This is a genomic window from Comamonas sp. CAH-2, assembly GCF_009668305.1.
In the GTDB taxonomy this organism is placed as follows: domain Bacteria; phylum Pseudomonadota; class Gammaproteobacteria; order Burkholderiales; family Burkholderiaceae_C; genus Comamonas; species Comamonas aquatica.
The window spans coordinates 52,352-76,793 of record NZ_VSWF01000015.1 but is presented as its reverse complement, the minus strand read 5'-3'; the positions used below and the strand labels follow the sequence as shown (position 1 = coordinate 76,793).

Here is a 24,442-nt window from a genome sequence, read left to right as displayed (position 1 = left end):
GGCTTCATGTACGCGGCCGTGGGCAGCTACATCATCCAGGCCTGGCGCCTGTTCGACCTGCGCATCCGCCACCACCCGCCGCACTGGATGGCGGCGCTGTTCTTCCTGGCGGTGTTCGCGGTGCCGCGCGCGGGCGTGCTGGGCCTGCCGCGCTACGACGCGCTGCTGCTGGCGGCCCTGGCCATCCAGATCGCCATGGTGGCCACCAAGCTGGAAACCTGGGATGAGCTGAAGGCCATCTCCCTGTTCCACATCGTGGGCTTCGCGCTGGAGGTGTTCAAGACTTCCAGCGGCATCAAGTCCTGGGCCTACCCCGACTTCGCCTACACCAAGCTCTGGGGCGTGCCGCTGTTCTCGGGCTTCATGTACGCGGCCGTGGGCAGCTACATCATCCAGGCCTGGCGCCTGTTCGACCTGCGCATCCGCCACCACCCGCCGCACTGGATGGCGGCGCTGATCGCGGTGCTGATCTACGCCAACTTCTTCACCCACCACTACATCGGCGATTACCGCTGGTACCTGGCCGCCTGTGCCCTGGGCCTGTACGCGCGCACCACCGTGGTCTTCCGCCCGCTGGACCGAGACCGCCAGATGCCGCTGCTGCTGGCCTTTGTGCTGATCGGCTTCTTCATCTGGCTGGCCGAGAACATCTCCACCTTCGCCGGGGTCTGGAGCTACCCCAACCAGCTGGGCGCCTGGTCGGCCGTGCACGTGGGCAAGTGGAGTTCGTGGTCCATGCTGGTGGTGATGACCTTCACCATCGTGGCCAACCTCAAGCACATCAAGACCAAGATCCACGTGCCGCACTGAGGCGCTGCTGCGCATCTGGAATGGCCGTGGGTCCGGCCACCCGCGTGGATGGGGTGCTGCAAAGTTCTTTTCAGCCACCGCCGGCGCGGTGGCGCGCAACGACCCGGTCAGAGGCCGAGGGACTGGTTCCTTATTGGACCGGCTGCAAAGTGCTTTGCAGCGGGCATGCCCCAGCGCATGGTCGTGCCAAGACACCCTGGCGCCAGGCGGTTCTTTGTCCTGGAGGCGGTCTGTCTGCAGACCGTGCCGCCGCCGCGCCGTCCTTCCCACGGCACTGCCTGCGGCCACCGTTGTGTGGTCGGGGACCCTCACACGTGCGGCGGCGCATTGGGCATTCCACCCCGCGCCAGGGCGCCCTGGGGTCTGCAGCCACCGCTCCAGCCATCGGGGTAGCGCCAGGCGTTTGCCTTGTTCGCTCCACCCCATCGCGCCACAGCCACCAGCCCTGGCACGGTGGCCCACCCACAGGCATCAGACGGACCACGTCCTGCGCCCGGTCATGGCCACGCATGCCATGGCCCGCCCCCGACTGCCGTGGACACCGCCCGCTTGCCAAGCCCTGCGCACCCGCCACAGAATCGCCGCATCTCCATCCCGAAAGCCACCGTGGAACTGATCTTGCTGCGCGCCCAAGATGCGCACCCGCTCTGGGTGTTTGAAACGACGCACCGCGCCTACTTCGAAAGCTGGGTCAATGCCCGCCCCGACAACTTCTACACCCCGGTCGGCTTTGACCACGCCCTGCAGGCGGCCCTGCAGCTGCAAGCAACGGGCCAGGCCTTCCACTACCTGATCTGGCTGGGTGGCGAGCTGGCGGGGCGCATCAACCTGACCCAGGTGCGCCCCGCGCCGTACCACAGCGCGTCGCTGGGCTACCGGATTGCGCCCACGCACAGTGGCCAGGGGCTGGCCAGCGCCGCCGTGCAGGCGGTGATGCACAAGGCTTTTCAGGTGCATGGCCTGCAGCGGCTGGAAGCCACGGCGCGGCCGGAGAATCCGGCCTCGATCCGGGTGCTGGAGAAAAATGGTTTTCACCGTTTCGGCCACTCGCGCTGCAGCATCCAGCTGCACCGCCAGTGGTTCGACCTGCTGTACTTCGAGGCCCACGCCCAGCCCCAGGCGCCCGCCGCCCCGGTGTGAGCGGCGCGCCACCCGCGCCCGTGCCGCGGAGCCCGGGCGGGGCGGCGCGGGCCCGACGTGCTCAGAACAGCACGCGGCAGCGGATGGTGCCGGTGATCTCGGCCAGCTGCGCCAGCGGCAGGTCCTGGGCTTCGGCACCGATGTCCATCACCACATAGCCCAGCTTCTCGTCGGTGCGCAGGTACTGGCCGACGATGTTCAGGCCATGCTGCGCAAACACCTGGTTGATGGCCGACAGCACGCCAGGCACGTTGTGGTGCACGTGCAGGATGCGCTTTTGCCCGGGGTGGGCCGGCAGCGCCACTTCGGGGAAGTTGACCGCCGAGGTGGTGGTGCCGTTGTCGCTGTACTTGACCAGCTTTTCCGCCACTTCCAGGCCGATGTTGGCCTGCGCCTCCATGGTCGAGCCGCCGATGTGCGGGGTCAGGATGACGTTGTCCAGGCCGCGCAGGGGCGAGGTGAACTCGTCCTTGTTGGTGCGCGGCTCGACCGGGAACACGTCGATGGCCGCCCCCAGCAGCTGGCCCGCACGCAGGGCGTCGGCCAGCGGATCAATCTCAACCACGGTGCCGCGCGAGGCATTGATCAGGATGGCGCCGGGCTTCATCGCGGCGATTTCGGCGGCGCCGATCATCCATTGCGTGGACGGCAGCTCGGGCACATGCAGGCTGACGATGTCGCTGGTGGCCAGCAGCTCTTGCAGCGAGGCGGCCTGGCGCGCATTGCCCAGCGGCAGCTTGGTGACCACGTCGTGGAACACGACCTGCATGCCCAGGCCCTCGGCCAGCACCGACAGCTGGGTGCCGATGGAGCCGTAGCCGACGATGCCCAGGGTCTTGCCGCGGATTTCATAGGCGTTGTCGGCAGTCTTGAGCCAGCCGCCACGGTGCGCCACCGCGTTCTTGGCGGGAATGCCGCGCAGCAGCAGGATGGCTTCGCCCAGCACCAGCTCGGCCACGGAACGGGTGTTGGAGTACGGGGCGTTGAACACCACCACGCCGTGCTGGCGCGCAGCGTCCAGATCGACCTGGTTGGTGCCGATGCAGAAGCACCCGACGGCCACCAGCTTCTGAGCGGCGGCAAACACCTCGGCCGTCAGCTGGGTGCGCGAGCGGATGCCGACAAAGTGCACATCGGCAATCTTGCGCAGCAGCTCCTCGGGCGGCAGCGCCCCGGACACCGTTTCGATGTTGGTGTAGCCCGCGTTGTGCAGCACCTGCAAGGCGCTGGGGTGGATACCTTCCAGCAGGAGAAACTTGATCTTCGACTTGTCCAGCGACGTCTTGGGGGTCATGACTTGGCTCCGATTGCTCAATCCCCCATTACAGCGGATTCGCGATACCGCTACGCGGGATAGGTGCTCCACCGGCCCGCCGCAGCCTGGCACAGGAGCCCGGGGCTGCTTGGTGCGGGCGGGCATCCGTTCTCATAAAAAAAAGAGCTGCCAGCGCTGGTAGGACAAGCGCTGACAGCCATTTTCATGCCTAACACACCGCGCATGCCCCGAAGGGGACATGCGGGCCGTGCAGACGGTTCAAGCTCAGAAGGTTTCCCAGTCGTCCTCGGCCGTGGTCGCTGGGGCCGCCGGGGCCTTGGCCTTGGGGGCGGCAGCGGGCGCCGCTGGGGCTGGAGCGGGTGCCGCGGCCGCACTGGGAGCCAGGGCCGGGGACCGTGGCGTGGTCGCTGCCGCAGCGCTGCGGGCCGGCGCGGCCGGTGTCGACGGGGCCCCACGCGGCGCCAGCACCGGGCTGCGCAGCGGGTTCACGGGGCCGCCCTGCAGACGGAAGATGGAGACGGCGCGCACCAGTTCCTCGGACTGCTTGCGCAGGCCTTCGGTGGCCCCGGCCATTTCCTCGACCAGGGCGGCGTTCTTCTGCGTGGTCTGGTCCATGTGGGTGACGGCCTCGGCCACCTGGGCCACGCCGTTGCTTTGCTCGCCGCTGGCGTGGCTGATGTCGGTGATCAGCTGGGTGACCTTCTCAATCTCGGTGATGGCCTGCTCCATGGTCTCGCCGGCGTGCGCGGCCTGCTGGTTGCCAGCATGGATTTCGGCCACGCTGTGGCTGATGAGCTGCTTGATTTCCTTGGCGGCCTCGGCACTGCGGCCCGCCAGGGCGCGCACCTCGCCCGCCACCACGGCAAAGCCACGGCCATGCTCGCCAGCGCGCGCGGCTTCCACCGCCGCGTTCAACGCCAGGATGTTGGTCTGGAAGGCGATGCCATCGATCACGCCGATGATGTCGGCAATCTTCTTGCTGCTGGCGTCGATGCCCTGCATGGTCTGCACCACCTTGCGCACGGCCTGGCCGCCTTCGGTGACCACGCGCTGGGCTTCACGCGTGCGCTGGTCGGCGGATTGGGCGTGGTCGGCGTTGTGGGCCACGGTGGAGCCCAGCTCCTCCATGGCGGCGGCGGTCTCTTCCAGGGCGCTGGCCTCGCTTTCGGTGCGCGTGGCCAGGTCCTGGTTGGCCTGGGCGATTTCGGCGCTGGCCAGGGCCACGCTGTGGGCCTGCTCGTGCACGGTGCTGACCACGCGGGTCAGGCCGGTGCTGGTGTTGTTCATGGCCTCCAACAGGTGGCCGATCTCGTCCTGGCGGTCGCTGCGGATGCGCACGGTGAGGTCGCCTTCGGCAATCGCATCGGCCATGCGGCTGGCTTCGTTCAAGGGACGCACGATCATGCGGCGGATCAGCCAGAACCACACGGCCGCCAGCACCAGCACCGCACCCAGGCCCATGGCGGCGAACTTGATGATCAGCGCCTGGGTTTCGGCGGTGAATTCATCCACGTAGGCGCTGGAGGCGAACACCCAGTTCCACGGTGCGTAGTGGCCGAAAACGGCAAGCTTCTCGCGCGCCTGGCTCTCGCCGGGGTTGGTCCAGGGGTAGGTGATGCTGCCCTGCTTGCGGTCCAGCATGTCGCGGATGAAGAAATGGCCGTCGCTGTCCTGCGAATCGCTGATGTTTTTGCCTTCCTGCGCGGGGTGCACCACCAGTTGGCCGCGCTGCGGGCCATCTTCGGCGCGCAGCACGAAGTAGTAGCCGCTTTGGCCGACCTGCAGGCTGCGGATCGAGGCCTTGAGGTGGTCCAGCAGTTCCGAGAAATCCTGGCCCACAAAGGCGATGCCGACGGTGGTGCCCGCGGCGTCCTTGAGCGGGCGGTAGTGCGTCATGTACTGGCGGCCGAACAGGTTGGCCAGGCCCATGTAGCTCTGCCCCGCCTGGATGGCAGCGTAGGCAGGGTGGGCACGGTCCAGCAGACTGCCCAGGGCGGCTTCGCCCTGCTCGTTCTTCAGCGTGGTGGCGATGCGCAGGAAGTCACCCTGGCCCTGGGCCGCGAACACGGTGGCCACGGCGCCGGTGCTGCGTGTGAAGCCCTGGATGTGCACGTCGTTGCCGTTGAGCAGCTCGCCATTCAGGCTGAGCAGCGGCTCGCTGCCGCTGCGGTCCAGGGTGAGCGTGCCCTGCAGGCTGCGCGCCAGGCTGTCGGCCAGGAACTGGGTGCGCTGGCGCAGGTCCTTGTCGTTGGACTCAATGAAGCGCTGCAGCATCTGGATGCCTTGCTGCATCTCGCTGTGCATCTTGGACTGCAGGGAATGGCTGACCCCCCAGGCAATGCCCAGGACCAGCAGCCCCAGGATGGACGCGACCCAGACAAAATTGGTGATCGCCAGCTTGGCGCCCAGCCCTTGACGGCGCCAAAAACGTTGGCCGATGTGCATCGGTCATCTCCTTCACGGCGTTCCACGCCGTTGTTGTGTGCGCACGGGGGTGGAATGCCGCTGCACAGCACCCCCAGTCATGCTTTTGCGCAAAAGCATGCTGACCAAGCGCAAGGCTTGGTGAATCTGGGACTGGAGCGTAGCGAGACTGCCGCACGCCACCCTTGATGTCGATCAAGTAGTAACCAAGTGTTGCAATCCGTGACTCAGGGTTTGTCCGGCGCCGTTTGCAAGCTGCATGCAAGCTGGCGGAAGGCGGGCCGGTGCCGCGCCAAGGGCATCACACGCCAAATTGAGCTGCAGCGCTTGTCCTTGCTGCGCAGGGTGCTCTCAAATTGTCCCAATGCGAGCCCTGCGGCTCAGGCGGCCTCGGTCGCCACCTCATCCACGCCCACCTGGCCGGTGCCACCCTCCTTGGCCTGGTAGAGCAACACATCGGCGCGGTGCATGGCAATCGCCAGGGTGTCGGCCTCGCGCACCATGGCCAGGCCAAAGCTGGCACTGACCGGCTCCGGCGCGCCCGCCTCGGCCCCCTCCCAGAGCTGCTCCTGCACCTGCAGGACGATGCGCTGCACCAGGGCCTGGGCATTGGCCATGTCGATCTGGCGCAGGGCCAGGGCAAAGGCCTCTTCGCCCAAGTGGGCCACATGGTCGCCCTCGCGCACGTTGGCGCGCAGGATCTGGGCAAACCGGCGCTGCACCTGGGCGCGCGGTCCCCGCTGTGCCGGCAGGTGCTCCACATCGCACAGCGCCAGCACGCGGATCTGGCGTTCAAACGGCCGCAGCCCGCAGGCAGCCTCGAACGCGTGCCGGTCGGCCAGACCGGTGTCGCTGGCGGAGCGGCGGTCTGCCCCCCCGCTGCGATGGCGCGTGTCGGCCCAGACGCAGGCCAACATGGTGGCGGTCAGCAGCCCGGCGCCAATCAGCAACTCCAGCACACCCACGCCCCAGCCGGGCACATAGGCCAGCCCCCAGCGGCCCACCCAGGGCTGGGCGAGGACGCCCAACAGGCCCAGCAGCCACACGCCCAGCAAAGCGGTATCCCCGCGGTGGCGGATGGGCGCGCGCCACGCCCCTGGCAGGTCATGGCCCAGCACCACGGTCAGGCCCAGGGCCTGCAACTCCCCACCGGAGACACCGGGCAACGCGGCGCCGCCCAGCAGGCCCGCCAGCACCAGCGCCGCGCCTGCCACGCACCCCAGCCACTGCACATGGCGGCCAAAACGCTGGGCCAGCGCCTGGGCCGCAGCCACCACGGCACCCAGCGCCCACAGCGACGCCCACCCTGCCACATCCCAGGCCCCCAGCACCGAGGACGGCAGCATCGACATAGCCGCCAGGCACAGGCTGGCCGCCAACCACAGCAGTTCACCATGGTTGCGGCGCCGCCACCAGACGGTGGCACACACCAGAGCAGCCACCACCAGCAGCCCCGAAGGAACAAAAACCAGGCTCATCGTGCCTCACACTGCGCGAAAGAAAAGGGACCGGCGTGCACACCGCGCAGCACACACCATCCAGCCCCAGTATTGGGGCGTAGCAGGCGTCCACACCACGTCGCAGCAATGCCTGCCTGCACGCCAGACAAGGGCGCAACTTGGCCGCGCCAGGGCGGACGCCCAATGCGGGACGGTGCGCTACGGACGTGCATGAGCGGCCCACTGCCGCGCGACGTGGGGCCACCCCAGCCCCCTTGTGGCGGACCGCAAGCCATGCCACAGTCAAGGCCATGCCGACTTCGTTGGATTCTTTTTGAGGAGACAAGCCATGACCAGCAGCCCCGCCCCGATCAACCTCGACAAGCTGCGCAATGCCGTGCAGCGGTTTGGCCCCATGAGCTTCACCACCTCGCAACTGGCCGCGGATTACCACCGCGGCGATGAGAGCCTCAGCGCCCCGGAGACGGCACTTTTTGACGAGCTGCTGCGCCGCCACGCGCCGCTGCTGGGGATTGCCCCCCAGCCATCCAGCGCCGGGGGCGATACGGTCTGGCTGGCCTTGTAAGCCCGCCTGCGGTTTTCATGGGCATGCCCGCGCGGCATGCCTTTTTTATGGGCGCGGCGGCGTGCCCGCCTGCGGGTTCCACAGCGGCTGCAGGCGTTGCAGCTCGGCATCAAAGCGGTTGTGCATGCGCCGGGCATCGTCCTGGTGGCCCTGCAGCAACAGGCGCTGCTCCTGCATTTCCTGATCGACCTCCTGCATGCTGGTGCGCAGGCGGGCCGGCGCCTTGCCGGGGTCCTTGGCGTAGAACTCCAGCTCCTGCTGCAACTGCGCCTGCTCGCGGCCCAGCAGGCCCAGGCGCTGCTGCACCATGGCCTGCTGCTCCTCGATGGTCTGCAGGCTGTCGCGCCGCGCCGCGTCATGGCTGCGGCGGTCCGGGTAGCGCGCCAGCAGGGCCGCATCGCGGCGGCGCTGCTCTTTTTCGCGCTGCTGCAGCAAGGCGGCCTGGCGGCGCTGCTCCAGCCGCTCCGCCATCTCGGTCTCGGTCAGCGCCGGGCCAAGGCGTGATCGCTCCATGCCACTGGGGCCCAGCACGCGTTGTTCACGGTCCTGGCACTGTGGGATGGGGCGGTCCGAGGTCAGGTGCTGCCCCGAAGCGTCCGTGCAGGTGTAGACGCTGGAGCCTTGCGCTTTTTGCGCCATCACCGCGGCCGTCAATCCAAGGTTCCAGAAAATCAGGCATCCAATGTATCGAGCAAGCCGCATGCGGTGATGAAGGTGTATCAGTCGTTCACTCCATAGCGCTGGCGGTAGGCCAGCACCCGTTCGTGGTGCTGTGCCATGTCACCCTCGCCCCCCCGGGACCCCAGGAAGGACAGCAGGTCCGACAGCGTGGCAATCGCGCAGACTTGCAGGCCCAGCTGGTTGCGCACGTATTGCACGGCGCTGTGGTCCACATCTTTGCCATTCTCGGTGGCTTTTTCCTGGCGGTCCAGCGCTATGGCCACGGCGTGTGGCGTGGCGCCTGCAGCCTGGATCAAGGCGATCGATTCGCGGGCGGCCGTGCCCGCGCTCATCACGTCATCGATGATGAGTACGCGGCCGCGCAGCGGGGCACCAACCAGGGTGCCGCCTTCGCCATGGTCCTTGGCTTCCTTGCGGTTGTAGGCAAACGGCACGTTCTTGCCCAGGCGAGCCAGCTCGACCGCCACGGTGGCCGCCAGGGGGATGCCCTTGTACGCCGGACCAAAGACCATATCGAATTCCATGCCACTGGCCACAATGGCTTTTGCATAGAATTCGGCGAGACGCGCCATCTTGGCGCCGTCGTCAAACAAGCCGGCATTGAAGAAATACGGGCTCATGCGCCCTGCCTTGGTCTTGAATTCACCAAACCGCAGGACCCCTGCATCTACCGCAAACTGCACAAATGCTTGCGCCAGTTGATCGTTCTGTTTCTGCTGCGCGCCACTGATAGACATGGATTCTTCCCTTTTCAAATTGACCAGCCTCAACCTCAACGGCATCCGCTCTGCCGCGTCCAAAGGTGTGGAGGACTGGATCGCGGCGACCGGCCCGGATTGTATTTGCGTGCAAGAGGTCAAGGCCCAAGCTGTGGATATCGAGGGCAAGTTCGACACCCTGGCCGGCATGCCCGGGGTATTCCATTTTGCGCAGAAGAAGGGCTATTCCGGCGTCGGCATCTACAGCCGTCACGAGCCCAGCGATGTAATCGTCGGCTTTGACCCCGAAGAGTTCGATGCCGAAGGACGCTACGTGGAAGCGCGCTTCGACACCCCTGCGCGCAAGCTGTCCATCATCAGCAGCTACTTTCCCAGCGGATCGTCCGGCGAAGACCGCCAGGCCGCCAAGTTCCGCTTCCTGGCCAAGATGCACGCCCACCTGATGCGCCTGAAGGGCGAGCGAGAATTCGTGCTGTGCGGCGACATCAACATTGCCCACCGCAAGGAAGACCTGAAGAACTGGCGCAGCAACCAGAAGAACAGCGGCTTCACGCCCGAAGAACGTGCCTGGATGGACATGCTGCTGGCCGAGACCGATACCGGCGGCATCAAAGACGTCTACCGCTGCCTGCAACCCGATACCACGGACACCTGCTACACATGGTGGAGCAACCGGGGCCAGGCCTATGCCAACAACGTGGGGTGGCGCCTGGACTACCACCTGGCCACCCCGGCCCTGGCCGCCCTGGCCCGTGCCGAGTCGATCTACAAGGGTGAGAAGTTCTCAGACCACGCGCCGGTCACGGTGGGTTACGCACTCCAGTTGTGAATACCTCGGACACGTGAAGCGATATGGCCCGTGATGCTGCACCCCAGCGTCACGAGTTGCGCGCTCGCACATCGCTCACGCGCGCTGCAGCATGTCCTTGTCCTGCTCACGCTGGAAACTGATGCCGGCACATACGAGACACAGCATCAGCACGAAGAAGTGGCTTTCGCGCGAGCTCCACAGCGGTGCATTGATCAAACTGTTCACCGCAAACAGTGCCGAAAAGCACCAAGCCATGCGGCGCGGCGAAGCGGGCATCTGGCGTGTCATCCAGATCGGCGATAGCACCAGCACAATAAACAGCGCCAACCCCAGAATACCGTGCTCCATCCAGAAGAACAGGTACTGGTTGTGAGGATGCCAGCGGCCGAACTCGCACCATCCCTCCTTGGTGACATGCACGCACCACTGTGCATGGTATTCGCCTGTCCCCCAACCGGTGATGGGCTTCTCCAGCGTCATTTCCAGCGTGTTCTTCCAGAAATTGATACGTCCACCAATGCTGGTGATCTCCATCGCATCGCTGTTTCGGGCTTCACTGATCGCTTGTTCCAGGCGTTGGTGCACCTTGTCAGACGTGGCCAAGCTGGCCGCCAAGGCACAGGCAATCGCCCCAATCGCCAGCCACTGTTTGGCACCCCGTGCCCACATCAGCGCATACATGCCCAACACCACCAGCAAGAGCACGTAACCTGTGCGGCCATTCGAGAGCTGTGTGACGGCGACCACCGCAGCCAATGCCACGGCACCCAGGAACAATTGGTATCCCCGACTCTGTACCGACACGGCCTTTTCCAGCACCAAAACGGTAAAGAAGGCCATCATGATGTTCTGCGTAATGTAGTCACCAATCACCGTATGGTCCTGCCCCCAGCCCAGATTCTGAGTTTTGGACCATGGCAGTTGCCAAAATACATTCGCATACACCGACAAAAGAATGAATGCCATCGACCCCATAAAAGCCGCGACACAGGATTTTCTCCATCGAAAATTTTGCAACAACAGAAAAAACACCGGGATGAGTATCAATTTGGCATATTTGGAAAAATGCAGCTTGGCATCATCCCAACTCGCCGAAGAATACAGCCAACCGATTGCAATCAGAATATAGAGCCCCACGGACGCTAACACCAAAGGGCTTTTCAGCAATTCAGAATTCGGCCGAATTATTTTCCAGGAAGCCAGCCCCAGCAAAAAGGCGAAAACCATGGCCGCATAGGCCAAACCCATCGCCACGGGAAAAGCAAAATAGGCCACCACCAGCATAACCATGGCAGCGACATATATTTTGGATTTCTCGTTTGCAGAAGAAATTGGTTGAAAATTCATTTAGCGTTTCTTCGCTTCTTGCAAATAATCGCGATCGATTTCCAGGGCCACATATCGGAAAAAGCATTCCAAGGCGACGAGGAAACTGTGCAAAAAACCCGCACGCCCGCACAAAAAACCACGGTGGAAGAAATACAGGCGAATGAAATTGGCGATCGCTGAACCCATGCCACGCAGCACGCCCCCGCGTTTGCCGGCCTGCATGCGCTTGTAAGCACCCAACTGCACATACTGGGCCAGTTTCTGCAGGCTGCCATAAATCGTTTCGCGCGAGTAATGCGGCAGGCGCTGTTTCAGCAGGCGCACCGGCAGCGCCGGGTCTTTCAGCTTCGCGCCTTCGTGCACCACGCCCTCGAATTGCAGGATCTGCGCCCGCGGGAACAGCCGCGGGATCCCGCCCGAACTGCGCATGCGGCCCAGTGACTGGCCATAGGCGATCTGCTCCCAGGCCACCTCCCACACACACGCCACATTGGCATCGACGATGGCACGCATTTCCTGCGCCAAGGCCGGCGTGACCACCTCGTCGGCATCGAGAAAGAAAATCCAGTCCCCGGTGGCATGCTGCAGGATGCGGTTGCGCTGTACCGCAAAGCCCTGCCAATCGGGATAGCTGTAGACCTCCACGCCCTTTGCCGTGGCGATTTCCACCGTCGCATCGCTGCTGCCGCTGTCGACCACAATGATCTGGTCGGCAAATGCCGCGCTGTCGATGCACGCCGCAATGCGACGCTCCTCGTTCATGGTGAGGATGCCAATGGTCAAAGTTGCCATGTGAAATTTTTGTCAGTAATGGGTGGGCGCGCCCCACAGGCCGCGGATGCGCCCCCACAGGCGCGAGACATGCTTGGGTGAAGGGGCCACAATGCGCAGCGCCAGCAGCGCGAGCGCGCCAGCCAGCGATTGCAGGCGGTGCGCCGCCGCCGCTTGGGGCCCCTGGTGCTTGGCCGTGAACAGCACTTTGGAGCGGGCATGGTGGTAGCCACGCCCATACTCCACGCGCAGCGGACGCGGGCCACGCACCGAGCCGCGGTTCGAGTGCGCCACACGCACGGCGGGCTGCACGATCACCGGCTTGCCGGCCTGCAACAGGCGCAGGCACATGTCCTCATCCTCGTAGTAGAGGAAGAAGCGCTCGTCGAACCAGCCTTCGGCCGGGGCCTGGTCCATGCGCAGCAGCATGGCCGCACCACAGGCATTGCCGACACAGGTCACGCCTTCGGCCGCCGGTCCCTTGGACGACCACCAGTCACGCACCCAGCCGTAGTTGACCTGCAGCCGGCCATCACTGCCCACCAACTGCGGCACGACGATGGCGGCATCCGGCCATTGCTGCGCCGTCTCGAACAGGGCCTGGGCATCGTCCGACTGCACGGCGCAATCGGGATTGATCATCAGGCAGTAGGGGGTGGTCGCCGCCTGGAACCCGCGGTTGTTGGCCACGCCAAACCCCATGTTCTGCGGCAGGGCGATGATCTGCGCCTGCGGCAGCACGGCGCGCATGCACTCGGGTGTGCCGTCGGCGCTGCCGTTGTCGACGATGGTGACATGCGGCCAGCCGCGCAGCTGGGCCCCCAGGGCCTCGGCACAGTGGGCGCTGTTGAAGGTCACGATCACCGCCGTGATGTGCGCCAAAGCAGGACAGCGCTCCCTGAGAGCGCTGTCCTGAAAATCTGTCACGGGGTGCGTAGCAGCGGTCATTGAAAAAGCTTAGTGACCACCGGCAAACACTTCGCCGGCCTTGAGCTTGTAGACCGTGCCGCAGTACGGGCACTTGCCTTGGCCGTCGTGCGCCACATCGATGTACACCTTGGGGTGGCTGTTCCACAGCTTCATGTCGGCCTTGGGGCTGGGGCAGTAAACACCGCCTTGCTGGTTCAGGTCCTTGGCAGCCAGTTCGACGACGGCAGTAGTACTCATGGTGGGTGTCTCTCTCGCAGGTGGCGCCGCTGGTGCGTGCCAGCGGCTTGAACGTCAAAATCGGTGGGGTCGGGCCCCTTCGGCCGGGATTTTAAAGGCCTTGGGCGCCGTCTGGTTGCTTGTTGGCCTCCGCTGCCTCGGCGGTGCCGGGGCGCACCAGGGTCCACTGCACCAGGCGACCGTGCACGAACTCACAGGTCACATGGGAGTCCGTGCCGTCGGTCCAGCGGTAGATTTCCGGGTCTTGCCCCTCTTCGGACAGGCGCTGCCCCAGCGAACGGGTCATGGCCACCACGTGCATCAGGTTCACCTTGGGCTTGAGCTTGGCGTTCAGCATCACGGCGCTGCCGACATAGCCCATGGGCCGCTCGGAGGCCCGGCGCATCACCGTCATCAGCCGCGTGAAATGCAGCAGCAGCCACATCACGATGCCGCCACCCACCGCGGCCACACCCATCCAGCCCAGCGCGTCATAGGCCAGGTACAGCAGGACCGCCAGGCCCAGGGGAATCACAACATTGCGCATATTCATGGGTGCTATTGTCTTATGGAGCGCGCAGGCCCTGCGTGCGGGCAGTGCGTATGGGGTTTTACGCCCTGCCGGCACCCGGACGTCAGCCCATGGCGCGCACGATGTTCATGGCCTCGTCCACGCGCTCCACGGCGTGCAGGGTCAGGCCGGGGATGGGTTTCTTGGGCGCATTCGCCTTGGGCACCACGGCCACGGTGAAGCCCAGCTTGGCGGCTTCCTTGAGCCGGTCCTGGCCGCGCGGCGCGGGCCGCACCTCCCCGGCCAGGCCGACTTCGCCAAACGCGATGAAACCCTTGGGCAGGGCCTTGCCGCGCAGGCTGCTGGTGATGGACAGCATCACCGCCAGGTCGGCCGCCGGCTCGCCAATGCGCACCCCACCCACGGCGTTGACGAACACGTCCTGGTCGGCGCAGGCCACGCCCGCATGGCGGTTGAGCACCGCCAGCAGCATGGCCAACCGGTCCTTGTCCAGGCCCACCGACAGGCGCCGTGGCGCCGGGCCCGCGCCATCGACCAGGGCCTGGATTTCCACCAGCAGCGGGCGCGTGCCTTCCAGCGTCACCATCACGCAGCTGCCGGGCACGGGCTCGGCGTGCTGGCTCAGAAAGATGGCGCTGGGGTTGCTCACGCCTTTCAGGCCCTTTTCGGTCATGGCGAAGACGCCGATCTCGTTGACCGCGCCAAAGCGGTTCTTGATGGCGCGGACCAGGCGGTGCGGGCTGTGGGTGTCGCCCTCGAAGTACAGCACCGTGTCCACCATGTGCTCCAGCACACGCGGGCCGGCCAGCGCGCCTTCCTTGGTGACGTGGCCGACCAGGATCACCGTGATGCCCGTGCCCTTGGCCATGCGCGTCAGGTGGGCCGCGCACTCGCGCACCTGGGCCACCGAGCCGGGGGCGCTGGTCAGCTGGTCGGAGTACATGGTCTGGATGGAGTCGATGACCACCACGGCGGGCTGCGTGGCTTCCACCGTGGCCAGGATTTTTTCCAGCTGGATCTCGGCCAGCAGGTTCACCTGGCTGCCGTCGATGCCCAGCCGCCGCGAGCGCAGCGCCACCTGGGCGCCGCTTTCCTCGCCGGTCACATACAGCGTGGGCAGGCCGGCGCGCTGCAGTGCGTCCATGGCCTGCAGCAGCAGGGTGGACTTGCCGATGCCGGGGTCGCCGCCGATCAGCACCACCCCGCCCTCCACCACGCCGCCACCCAGCACGCGGTCCAGCTCCTCGATGCCGCTGGGCGTGCGCGCCACGTCCTGGGCCTCGATGGCGGCCAGCGGCGTCACGGGCTGGGCATTGGCCAGGCCGGCATAGCCCTGGGGGGCGCTGAGGCGGTTCTTGCCGCCCGAGGCGGCCTCGGGCACGCTTTCGATCAGGCTGTTCCAGGCGCCGCAGTTCGGGCATTTGCCCAGCCAGCGCGGCGTGGTGCCGCCGCAGGCGTTGCAGGTGTAAATGGTTTTGTCTTTGGCCATGCCCGCACTATATCGGCGGCACCCGGTCGCGCTGGGCTGGCCACGGGCACCCCGATGGGTCGCACCGATGGAGCGGCGGCAGGGGCGGGCGCCGCCGGGTACGGCCGTGTCTGCACGCACTGGGGGGTGCCAATTTCTAAAAAGAGAGCAGCTTGCGCAATCCCTCTGCGACTTTCAGCAACCAAAGTCCTGCAAACAATGATTGGGCAAGCGCCAGGCGCTCTCCTTTGGGGAGTGGCGTGTGAGGACGGATGGCGGATGGCGGATGGCGTGCCGCCTGGACCGCACCCCGCTCAGGGCCGCAGCGCGTCCTCGTCGCTGACCACGGGCACGCGCGCGGCCACGGCGCACATCAGTTCGTAGCCTACGGTGCCCGCAGCGGCGGCCACTTCGTCGATCGACAGCACGCTGCCGTGGCGCGGCGAGCGCCCCCACAGCACCACCTCGCTGCCCAGCTGCGCGTCGGGCACGGGCGTCAGGTCCACACAAACCATGTCCATGCTGACGCGGCCCAGCAGGCGGGTGCGCACGCCATTGACCAGCACCGGCGTGCCGGTGCCGCACAGGCGCGGATAGCCGTCGGCATAGCCGCAGGCGACCACGCCCAGGCGCAGATCGCCCTCGGCCGTGAAGGTGGAGCCATAGCCCACGGTGTCGCCGGCGTGCAGCTGCTGCGTGCCGATGATCTGGCTGGTCAGGCTCATGGCCGGCTGCAGGCCCCAGTGGTCCGCCGTGTGCGTGGGGTAGTCGGGCGAGCTGCCGTACAGCACGATGCCGGGACGCACCCAGTCGCCACGCACGGCCTCGCGCGTGCCCTGCAGCAGGGCCGCGGCGCTGTTGCTCAGGCTGCGCTCGCCGGGCAGGTCGTGCGTGGTCTGCTCGAACACCTGCAACTGGTGCGCCGTGCCGCGCGGGCCGTCGGCGTCGCTGAAGTGGGTGATGAAGGAGATCTCCTCCACCTGCGGCAGCGCGTTGAGGCGCGCCCAGGCGCTGCGAAAGCGCTCGGGCGTGAAGCCCAGGCGGTTCATGCCGCTGTTCATCTTCAGGAACACGCGGTGCGGCACCTGGGTCTTGTGCGCGGCCAGCCAGTCGATCTGGGCATCGCAGTGCACGGTGTGCCACAGGCCCAGGCGCGAGCACAGCTCCAGATCGCGCGGCTCGAACACGCCCTCCAGCAGCAGGATCGGGCCGCGCCAGTCCAGGGCGCGCAGGCGCTGAGCCTCGGTGATCTCCAGCACGGCAAAACCATCGGCCGCACGCAGGCCCTGGAAGGCATGCTCCACCCCATGGCCATAGGCATTCGCCTTGGCCACGCACAGCAACTGGGCGTCCGGCGCGGCGCGGCGCACCTGTTCCAGGTTGTGGCGCAGGGCTTGGGGGTGGATGGTGGCGAGAATGGGGCGCGGCATGGCGAAAAGTTTCCTGAGGGCAAACGACAGGCATTCTGGCACTGATGGCTAAGGGCTGCGTGATATAACCGCCAGTCGTTCGCCACTGGGACAACCCTTTTTCGTGCACTGGCCCCCGTGGTCGCGCGTGCGCACAGCATTTCATGAAGCGCGGTTTCTACACCATCATGTCAGCGCAGTTTTTCAGCTCGCTGGCCGACAACGCCCTGTTCGTCACAGCCGTGGAGCTGCTGCGCACCGGCGGTGCGCCCGAATGGCAGAGTGCCGCCCTGGTCCCCATGTTCGCCCTGTTCTACGTGGTGCTGGCGCCCTTTGTCGGCGCCTTTGCCGATGCGCTGCCCAAGGGCCGGGTCATGTTCATCAGCAATGCCATCAAGGTGGTGGGCTGCCTGCTGATGCTGTTTGGCCACCACCCGCTGCTGGCCTATGCCGTGGTGGGTCTGGGGGCCGCGGCCTATTCGCCCGCCAAGTACGGCATCCTGACCGAGCTGCTGCCCCCGTCGCAGTTGGTCAAGGCCAACGGCTGGATCGAGGGGCTGACCATCACCTCCATCATCCTGGGCGTGCTGCTGGGTGGCCAGTTGGTCGGCCCGGTCATCTCCGGCCACCTGCTGGCGCTGAACCTGCCCGGCGTGGACAACGCCGCCGAAGCGGCGATCGGCGTGCTGGTATTCGTCTACGCCCTGGCGGCGGCCTTCAACCTGCGCATCCCGCGCACCACGGCGCCCCTGGTGCCGCTGCGCCAGGACCCGACCCAGGGCCTGGTCGGCAATACCCTGGCCCTGCTGCCCGACTTCCGCGACTGCAACCGCCGCCTGTGGCGCGACAAGCTGGGCCAGATCTCGCTGTCCACCACCACCCTGTTCTGGGGCGTGTCCGGCAATCTGCGCTACATCGTGCTGGCCTGGGCCGCCGTGGCCCTGGGCTATGGCACCACCCAGGCCTCGGCCCTGGTGGGCGTGGTGGCCATCGGCACGGCCGTGGGCGCGGTGATAGCCTCGATGCGCATGCGCCTGCAGCACGCCACGCGCGTGATCCCCATGGGCATTGCCATGGGCCTGCTGGTGATCTGCATGAACTTCATCAGCAACCTGTGGGTGGCTGTGCCCTTCCTGATCGTGCTGGGCGGGCTGGGCGGCTTCCTGGTCGTGCCCATGAACGCGCTGCTGCAGCACCGGGGCCACAACCTGATGGGCGCCGGGCGCTCCATCGCCGTGCAGAATTTCAACGAACAGGCCTGCATCCTGGGCCTGGGCGCCCTGTACGCCCTGAGCACCCTGTGGGGCCTGTCGGCCTATGGCGCCATCACCGGCTTCGGCGTGATCGTGGCCTTCACCATGTGGCTGATCGGCCGCTGGTACCGCCACAACTGCCGCAAGCACGGCGGTGAGGTGCGGCGCCTGCTGAGCATTGCCCGCTACGATCACCACCACTGAGCGCCCCACGGCCCCTCTCCTTCATTCTTCATAGCATCCGGCGCAGGCAGAACCTGCGCCGGAACCATTTTTGACATGCATTCCTGGCCCTACCTCGCCCTGTTGTTCAACGCCATGGTCTGGGGGCTGGCCTGGTGGCCGTTCCAGACCATGCGCGCCGCCGGCCTGGCTGCGCCCTGGGCCACGGGCATGATCTACAGCGTGCTGTCCCTGGGCACCATCGTGTGCCTGCGCGGCAGCCTGGCGCAGTTCCTGCGCCACCCGGTGCTGTGGCTGCTGGCCCTGTCCTCGGGGCTGACGAATGTGTCGTTCAACACCGCGGCCTCGACCGGCGACGTGGTGCGCGTGATCCTGCTGTTCTACCTGATGCCCGCCTGGACGGTGCTGCTGGCCTGGCGCTTCCTGGGTGAACGCCCCACGCCCCAAAGCCTGCTGCGCCTGGTGCTGGCCTTCAGCGGCATGGCCCTGGTCATCGTGCCGCCGGGCGCCACCTGGCGCAGCCTGACCGCAGGCCTGGGCCTGCCCGAGTACCTGGCCATCTTCGGCGGCCTGTGCTTTGCGATGACGAATGTGATCCTGCGCCGCTGCTTTCACACGCCCAGCATGGCGCGGGTGCTGGCCATGTTCCTGGGCTGTATGGGCATGGGGCTGGCGACCGCCACGGCCGGCTACCTGGGTGGCCAGTTCCCCGGCATTCCCGCGCCGGCGCCGGGCTGGATCGCCTGCGCCGTGGGCATGGCCGTGCTGGTGGCCATCGGCTCGTGGGCGCTGCAATACGGCGCCTCGCGCATCCCGACCAGCACCACCTCGCTGATCATGCTGTCGGAGGTGCTGTTCGCCAGCATCTCGGCCTGGCTGCTGGGCGCCACCGAACTCACGCCGCGCATGCTGCTGGGCGGGGCCCTGATCGTGGGCGGCGCCCTGCTGGCCGTGCTGCAGCACCGGCGCCCGCACTGAGGCTGGGCCAGGGCCGCAGGCGCTGTGCTACAACCACAGTCACCGCTTGCACCCCGAGGCCTGCATGCCCCAGCTGTCCGACTTCTCCGCCACCCGCATCGACGGCCACAGCGCGCCCCTGTCCGCTTACGCGGGCCAGGTGGTGCTGGTGGTCAACACCGCCAGCGCCTGCGGCTTCACCCCCCAGTTCGCCGGGCTGCAGGACCTGCACCAGCGCTATGCCCCCCAGGGCCTGGTGGTCCTGGGCTTTCCCTGCAACCAGTTCGGCCAGCAGGACAAGGGCAGCAACAGCGAGATTGCCAGCTTCTGCCAGCGCAACTACGGCGTGGACTTCCCCATGATGGCCAAGGTGGACGTAAACGGCCCACAGGCCCACCCGCTGTTCCAGTGGCTCAAGGCGCAGGCCCCCGGCCTGCTGGGCACGCGCCGCATCAAATGGAATTTCACCAAGTTCCTGATCGGGCGTGACGGCCAGGTGCTGCGCCGCTACGCCCCCCAGACGCCGCCCGCCCGGCTGGAAGCCGACATCGCCCAGGCACTGGCCACCCAGATCTGAGCCGCAAAAAAGGGCCCCGAGGGCCCTGGTGGTGCGGACGGCGGCGCGGCGTCAGGCCGTGCGCGCGGCCTGCAACTGGCCGGCGCGGTGCAGCTGGCGCATCACCGTGTGGGCGTTCATGCCATACATCTCGGCAAACGCGTGCACATCGCCCGAGCCGCTGGCCACGTAGGCACGGTGCACCGCTTCGGCCTTGGCGTCCTGCTCGGCCACCTCATCCAGGGCGGCGTCCAGCAGGGCCTGGGTGTCGGCATCGCGCACCTGCAGCGATTCCAGGTAGGCCTCGCGCGACAGGCCGCTGTCGATGAAGGCCAGGGCCATGCGGCGACGCAGCTTGGCCTGCAGGTCCTCGCCATCGCGCGGCTTCTTGCGCTTGAAGACCTCGACCAGGGCGTGGAACACATGGCCCGGGGCCATGGCTTCCACCACGGCGCCTTGCAGGTCATGGCGCGGCGCACCGGCGGCCACGGCGTTCAGGTAGCGGGTCGAGCGCGTGTGGATGGCCAGGGCCACCTTCAGGCCGGCCTTGTCCAGGGCTTCGCCATGCAGGGCCAGCAGGTCCTGGTAGATACCGCGCTTCAGGGGCAGGACCGTGGCGCCAAACAGCGTTGGGTGCAGGGTGGCCAGTTGCGCCAGCACGGGGTGCACTTCGCGCGCGGGACGGGCTGCGGCCGGCGCCGCAGGGCGGCCACGGCCACCGCGCTGCTGCGGGCGACGGTCTGCGCGGGCCGGCGCTGGCGCCGAGGCACCGGGCACGGAGTTGTCAACGGTGGAGGACACGGATTCGGTCATGGGCTGGGGCCAGTGCAGGAAAAATCAAACCCGCGATGATGCCAGCATTGCACGGTCTGTGTGAACCCCCGGCACTTTGGCCGCACGCGCCGCCCCCTCAGGCCAGGGCTTCGTCCAGCACTTCCACCCAGTGACGCACCGGCACCGGGGTGCCGCTTTGCAGGTGGGTGATGCAGCCGATGTTGGCCGACAGGATCGCCGCCGGCTGCGGCGCCACCTCGTCCAGGGCCTGCAGCTTGCGGTCGCGCAGGGTCTTGGCCATGGCCGGCTGCAGCACCGAGTAGGTCCCCGCCGAGCCACAGCACAGATGGGATTCGGTGCGCGCCGTCAGCAGCTGGAAACCCAGCTTGGACAGGTTGGCCTCCACCACGCCCTTGAGCTTTTGCGCGTGCTGCAGCGTGCACGGCGGGTGGTAGGCCATGGGCTGCGCCGGCACCCGGGCGCGGCCCTGCAGCTTGTCGGCCAGCTCGGGCAGCAGGGCGGGCAGCAGCTCGCTCAGGTCGCGCGCCAGGGCGCTGGTGCGGGCCGCCTTGTCGGCGTAGACCGGTTCATCGCGCAGCACATGGCCCCAGTCCTTGAGCATGGCCCCGCAGCCCGAGGCATTGCTGACGATGGCCTCGACCTCGCCGGCCTCGATCAGCGGCCACCAGGCATCGATGTTGGCGCGCATCTGCGCCTTGCCGCCGTCGTGGTCGTTGAGGTGGTATTTCACCGCACCGCAGCACTGCGACTGCGCCACCACCAGGGTCTGGATGCCCACCGCGTCCAGCACGCGCGCCGTGGCGTAGTTGATGTTGGGCAGCATTGCCGGCTGCACGCAGCCCTGCAGCAGCAAGACCTTGCGCGCATGGCTGCGCGTGGGCCAGGCGCCGTGCTCGCCCCTGGGCGGCACCTTGGCCTGGATGGCGGCGGGCAGCAGCGGGCGCACGGCCTGGCCCAGCTTCATGGCCGGGGCAAACAGCGGCGACGTCAGGCCTTCCTTCAAGGCCCAGCGCTGCAAGCGCTCGCCCAGCGGGCGGGGCACCTGCGCATCGACCACCTTGCGGCCGATGTCCACCAGGTGGCCGTACTGCACCCCGCTGGGGCAGGTGGATTCACAATTGCGGCAGGTCAGGCAGCGGTCCAGGTGCTGCTGGGTGGCGCGCGTGGGCGCCTGCCCTTCCAGCACCTGCTTGATCAGGTAGATGCGGCCGCGCGGGCCATCCAGCTCATCGCCCAGCTCCTGGTAGGTGGGGCAGGTGGCGGTGCAAAAGCCACAGTGCACGCATTTGCGCAGGATGGCTTCGGCCTCCTGGCCTTCGGGCGTGCCACGGTATTGCGGGGCGAGGTGGGTTTGCATGGTGGGGTGTCTCTGGAATGGTTTTGATGGGGTGCCGGGCCGTGCGGGCCCGGGGTCACGCCATGGTGCGCCCGGGGTTGAAAATGCCCACCGGATCGAAGGCCTGGCGCAGCTGGGCCTGGATGCGCTGCACCGCCGGGTTTTGCACATCAAATATCGGGCTGGCGCTGATCTGGCCTGCGCCTTCAGCTCTGAATAGCGAAGCACTGCCCCCCACAGACTGCGCCAGCGCCTGCAGCGCCGGGCCCTGGCTGCGCGGGGCCTGCACCCAGCGCTGGCCGCCCTGCCATTCGATGAGCGGCGCGCCCACCCCGTGCGGCAGCGCCAGCACCGGTGCGGTCTGCGGCACGGACAGGCGCCACAGCACGTGGTCGGCCGCGCGCTGCGCAAACCAGGGCAGGGTCTGCTCGCGGCAGGCCTGCCAGTCGGCGGCCGTGGCGGCATCGTCCAGGCGCACCCCGCCCAGGCTGCGGCAGGCGGCCTCGACGGCGGCACGCGCGCCGCGCAGGCGCAGGTACAGCGTACCGGTGTCGGCACCCGCCGCGTCGGGCACCCAGCAGCTGGCATTCAGCGGCAGTGGCTGACCGCCCCACTGGTTCAGGCGCTGCAGGGCCTCGGCCTGCGACAGGCCGTCAAAGCGCAGCGTGGTCTCGCCCGGAGCCACCGGCAACACCTTGAGGCTGACTTCGGTGATCAGCCCCAGCGTGCCCCAGCTGCCCGCCATCAGGCGCGAAACGTCGTAGCCGGCCACGTTCTTCATCACCTGGCCGCCGAAGCGCAGCAACTCAGCGCGCCCGTTCAGGATTTCCACACCCAACACGTAGTCGCGCACCGCGCCCACGCTGGCGCGGGACGGGCCGGACCAGCCAGTGGCCACCATGCCCCCGACCGTGGCGGCGCCGAAGTGCGGTGGCTCGAACGCCAGGCACTGGCCCTGGGCGGCCAGCACGGCCTCCAGTTCGGCCAGCGGCGTGCCGGCGCGCACCGTCACCACCAGCTCGCTGGGCTCGTAGCTGACGATGCCGCGCCAGTCCCGGGTGTCCAGCAGGTCCCCCTGCAGTTGCAGGGCGTGGAAGTCCTTGCTGCCACCGCCGCGCAGCCGCAGCGGGGTGTGGTCAGCAAGGGCGGCGCGTACGCGCTCGGCGATCTGGAAAAGGGCAGCGTCCATGGCCGTGCATCGTAGCCGTGCTGCCGGAATTTGCCAGTCGCCGCCGTGTGAATTTTTTGAACGCCGGGTGTGAATCAGCAGGACGCGCAGCGCCCTGGGCCCGCGGCGGCGGCCATGCCCTCAGGCACCACGGCCCACCGCGGGTGATCACCCCCCCGCCAGGAATGGGCTGGACCGCTGGGGGCGGACCGCCCATGAAAAAACCGCCCCGAAGGGCGGTTTCAGCTTGCGCGGGGGCGGGGGTGCCGCCCGGGCGCCTTGCTCAGCGGTTGTAGGCCGACTCACCGTGGGTGGTGATGTCCAGACCTTCGCGCTCAGCATCTTCAGCGACACGCAGACCCACCAGGACATCTGCGACCTTGAAGCAGATGAACGAGACCACACCGCACCAGACCATGGTCACGATCACGCTCTTGAACTGCACCCAGACCTGCGCACCCATGGCGAAGGTGTCGGGGGTCAGACCACCCGTGCCGCCCAGGCTTTGCGAGGCGAACACACCGGTCAGGATGGCACCCAGGATACCGCCCACACCGTGCACGCCGAACACGTCGCAGGTGTCATCGACCTTCAGCATCTTCTTCAGGCCCGACACGCCCCACAGGCACAGAGGGCCAGCGATCAGACCCATGACGATGGAACCCATGGGGCCCACGAAACCAGCGGCAGGGGTGATGGTCACCAGACCGGCCACGGCACCCGAGGCAGCGCCCAGCATGGAGGCCTTGCCCTTGTGCAGGGCTTCGGCCACGATCCAGGACACGGCGGCGGCGCCGGTCGCCAGGATGGTGTTGATGAAGGCCAGGCCAGCGATGCCGTTGGCGGCACCGGCGGAGCCGGCGTTGAAGCCGAACCAGCCCACCCACAGCAGGGAGGCACCGACCATGGTCAGGGTCAGGCTGTGCGGAGGCAGGGCTTCCTTGCCGAAGCCGATGCGCTTGCCCACCATGTAGGCGCCCACCAGGCCGGCCACGGCCGCGTTGATGTGCACCACGGTGCCGCCGGCGAAGTCCAGCGCGCCATCGGCCGCCAGCAGACCACCACCCCAGACCATGTGGGCCATGGGGATGTAGCTGAAGGTGAACCACAGCACGGAGAAGATCATCACGGCCGCGAACTTGATGCGTTCGGCAAAGGCCCCCACGATCAGCGCCACAGTGATGGCGGCGAAGGTGGACTGGAAGGCCACGAACACGTATTCGGGGATGGTGGGCAGCATGGCCGACAGGGTGTCGGGCGTGATGCCGGCCAGGAACAGCTTGTCGAAGCTGCCGAAGAACTTGCCTTCACCGCCGAAGGCCAGCGAGAAGCCGTAGACCGCCCACAGCACGGTGATCAGCGAGAACACGGTGAACACCTGGGCCAGCACGGACAGCATGTTCTTGGAGCGCACCAGGCCACCGTAGAACAGGGCCAGGCCAGGGATGACCATCAGGATCACCAGCATGGTGGAGGTCAGCATCCACGCGGTGTCGCCGGCGCTCAGGACGGGGGCGGCAGGCGCGGCCGCTTCGGCGACGACTTCGGCCACCACCGCCACGGCGGGGGCAGCTTCTTGCGCAATGGCACCGGTGGCGGCGGCCAGCAGGCCCAGACCCAGTGAGATGGCAGGGAGCGATTTTTTCATGTCAG

The 24,442-nt window shown here is 67.1% G+C and carries 23 protein-coding genes; 7 read left to right on the top strand and 16 right to left on the bottom strand.

Annotation, left to right across the window (positions count from 1 at the left end; all coding sequences use genetic code 11):
• Positions 1-810: DUF817 domain-containing protein (locus FYM52_RS10555; RefSeq protein ID WP_154164057.1), on the top strand; the 810-nt coding region annotated here is incomplete at its 5' end.
• 606 nt (positions 811-1,416) lie between these two features.
• Positions 1,417-1,950 (top strand): GNAT family N-acetyltransferase, encoded by a 534-nt coding sequence (locus FYM52_RS10550; RefSeq protein WP_162524694.1) that lies wholly within the window; start codon positions 1,417-1,419, stop codon positions 1,948-1,950.
• Positions 1,951-2,011: 61 nt separating this feature from the next.
• On the opposite strand, the gene serA is transcribed toward FYM52_RS10550, so the two are convergent.
• From serA to FYM52_RS10535, 3 genes are all read right to left on the bottom strand, one after another.
• Positions 2,012-3,244, bottom strand: a complete 1,233-nt coding sequence (gene serA, locus FYM52_RS10545; protein ID WP_042411866.1) for a phosphoglycerate dehydrogenase — start codon at positions 3,242-3,244, stop codon at positions 2,012-2,014.
• Between the two features lie 246 nt (positions 3,245-3,490).
• Entirely contained in the window at positions 3,491-5,671 is a 2,181-nt protein-coding gene (locus tag FYM52_RS10540; protein ID WP_154164055.1) for a methyl-accepting chemotaxis protein, read from the bottom strand.
• A gap of 359 nt (positions 5,672-6,030) precedes the next feature.
• Positions 6,031-7,128, bottom strand: a complete 1,098-nt coding sequence (locus tag FYM52_RS10535) for a diguanylate cyclase (protein ID WP_154164054.1) — start codon at positions 7,126-7,128, stop codon at positions 6,031-6,033.
• Between the two features lie 310 nt (positions 7,129-7,438).
• Between FYM52_RS10535 and FYM52_RS10530 the strand changes: the two genes are divergently transcribed.
• Complete coding sequence (locus tag FYM52_RS10530) at positions 7,439-7,675, top strand: hypothetical protein (RefSeq protein WP_045265684.1); 237 nt, start codon at positions 7,439-7,441, stop codon at positions 7,673-7,675.
• A 45-nt stretch (positions 7,676-7,720) separates the two neighbouring features.
• Here the strand turns inward: FYM52_RS10530 and FYM52_RS10525 are convergent, their stop codons facing one another.
• Positions 7,721-8,377, bottom strand: coding sequence for a DUF4124 domain-containing protein (locus FYM52_RS10525; protein WP_154164053.1), 657 nt, complete (start codon positions 8,375-8,377; stop codon positions 7,721-7,723).
• A 17-nt stretch (positions 8,378-8,394) separates the two neighbouring features.
• Positions 8,395-9,093, bottom strand: coding sequence for an orotate phosphoribosyltransferase (gene pyrE / locus FYM52_RS10520; protein ID WP_154164052.1), 699 nt, complete (start codon positions 9,091-9,093; stop codon positions 8,395-8,397).
• Here pyrE and FYM52_RS10515 point away from each other — a divergent pair.
• Positions 9,092-9,904, top strand: coding sequence for an exodeoxyribonuclease III (locus FYM52_RS10515; protein ID WP_154164051.1), 813 nt, complete (start codon positions 9,092-9,094; stop codon positions 9,902-9,904). The genes pyrE and FYM52_RS10515 overlap by 2 nt on opposite strands.
• Before the next feature lie 75 nt (positions 9,905-9,979).
• On the opposite strand, the gene FYM52_RS10510 is transcribed toward FYM52_RS10515, so the two are convergent.
• The 7 genes from FYM52_RS10510 to alr form a co-directional block, all read right to left on the bottom strand.
• Positions 9,980-11,233 (bottom strand): O-antigen ligase, encoded by a 1,254-nt coding sequence (locus FYM52_RS10510; protein ID WP_154164050.1) that lies wholly within the window; start codon positions 11,231-11,233, stop codon positions 9,980-9,982.
• The gene (locus FYM52_RS10505) at positions 11,234-12,007 is read right to left on the bottom strand and encodes a glycosyltransferase family 2 protein (RefSeq protein ID WP_154164049.1); all 774 of its coding nucleotides are present in this window, start codon (positions 12,005-12,007) and stop codon (positions 11,234-11,236) included. It lies immediately after the preceding gene.
• A gap of 12 nt (positions 12,008-12,019) precedes the next feature.
• Positions 12,020-12,868: a glycosyltransferase family 2 protein gene (locus tag FYM52_RS10500; protein ID WP_238826170.1), complete on the bottom strand. Its 849-nt coding sequence runs from the start codon at positions 12,866-12,868 to the stop codon at positions 12,020-12,022.
• Positions 12,869-12,943: 75 nt separating this feature from the next.
• The gene (locus FYM52_RS10495) at positions 12,944-13,153 is read right to left on the bottom strand and encodes a zinc-finger domain-containing protein (RefSeq protein ID WP_042411883.1); all 210 of its coding nucleotides are present in this window, start codon (positions 13,151-13,153) and stop codon (positions 12,944-12,946) included.
• A gap of 91 nt (positions 13,154-13,244) precedes the next feature.
• Positions 13,245-13,685 (bottom strand): glycerate kinase, encoded by a 441-nt coding sequence (locus FYM52_RS10490; RefSeq protein ID WP_154164047.1) that lies wholly within the window; start codon positions 13,683-13,685, stop codon positions 13,245-13,247.
• 82 nt (positions 13,686-13,767) lie between these two features.
• Positions 13,768-15,153: a DNA repair protein RadA gene (radA, locus tag FYM52_RS10485; protein WP_154164046.1), complete on the bottom strand. Its 1,386-nt coding sequence runs from the start codon at positions 15,151-15,153 to the stop codon at positions 13,768-13,770.
• A gap of 293 nt (positions 15,154-15,446) precedes the next feature.
• Entirely contained in the window at positions 15,447-16,562 is a 1,116-nt protein-coding gene (alr, locus tag FYM52_RS10480) for an alanine racemase (RefSeq protein ID WP_154164045.1), read from the bottom strand.
• Positions 16,563-16,705: 143 nt separating this feature from the next.
• Here alr and lplT point away from each other — a divergent pair, with 143 nt between their 5' ends.
• The 3 genes from lplT (at position 16,706) to FYM52_RS10465 (ending at position 19,511) form a co-directional block, all read left to right on the top strand.
• The gene (lplT, locus tag FYM52_RS10475) at positions 16,706-17,998 is read left to right on the top strand and encodes a lysophospholipid transporter LplT (RefSeq protein ID WP_154164044.1); all 1,293 of its coding nucleotides are present in this window, start codon (positions 16,706-16,708) and stop codon (positions 17,996-17,998) included.
• A gap of 75 nt (positions 17,999-18,073) precedes the next feature.
• A complete protein-coding gene (locus FYM52_RS10470; RefSeq protein WP_154164043.1) occupies positions 18,074-18,955 on the top strand; it encodes a DMT family transporter in 882 nt (293 codons plus the stop codon).
• Between the two features lie 64 nt (positions 18,956-19,019).
• Entirely contained in the window at positions 19,020-19,511 is a 492-nt protein-coding gene (locus tag FYM52_RS10465; protein WP_045265695.1) for a glutathione peroxidase, read from the top strand.
• A 51-nt stretch (positions 19,512-19,562) separates the two neighbouring features.
• Here the strand turns inward: FYM52_RS10465 and FYM52_RS10460 are convergent, their stop codons facing one another.
• From FYM52_RS10460 to FYM52_RS10445, 4 genes are all read right to left on the bottom strand, one after another.
• Positions 19,563-20,303: a ProQ/FINO family protein gene (locus FYM52_RS10460; RefSeq protein WP_052662595.1), complete on the bottom strand. Its 741-nt coding sequence runs from the start codon at positions 20,301-20,303 to the stop codon at positions 19,563-19,565.
• A gap of 97 nt (positions 20,304-20,400) precedes the next feature.
• Complete coding sequence (gene glcF, locus FYM52_RS10455) at positions 20,401-21,642, bottom strand: glycolate oxidase subunit GlcF (protein ID WP_154164042.1); 1,242 nt, start codon at positions 21,640-21,642, stop codon at positions 20,401-20,403.
• A gap of 55 nt (positions 21,643-21,697) precedes the next feature.
• Positions 21,698-22,810 (bottom strand): glycolate oxidase subunit GlcE, encoded by a 1,113-nt coding sequence (glcE, locus tag FYM52_RS10450; protein WP_154164041.1) that lies wholly within the window; start codon positions 22,808-22,810, stop codon positions 21,698-21,700.
• Between the two features lie 262 nt (positions 22,811-23,072).
• The gene (locus tag FYM52_RS10445) at positions 23,073-24,437 is read right to left on the bottom strand and encodes an ammonium transporter (RefSeq protein WP_081770788.1); all 1,365 of its coding nucleotides are present in this window, start codon (positions 24,435-24,437) and stop codon (positions 23,073-23,075) included.
• Positions 24,438-24,442: the final 5 nt, after the last annotated feature.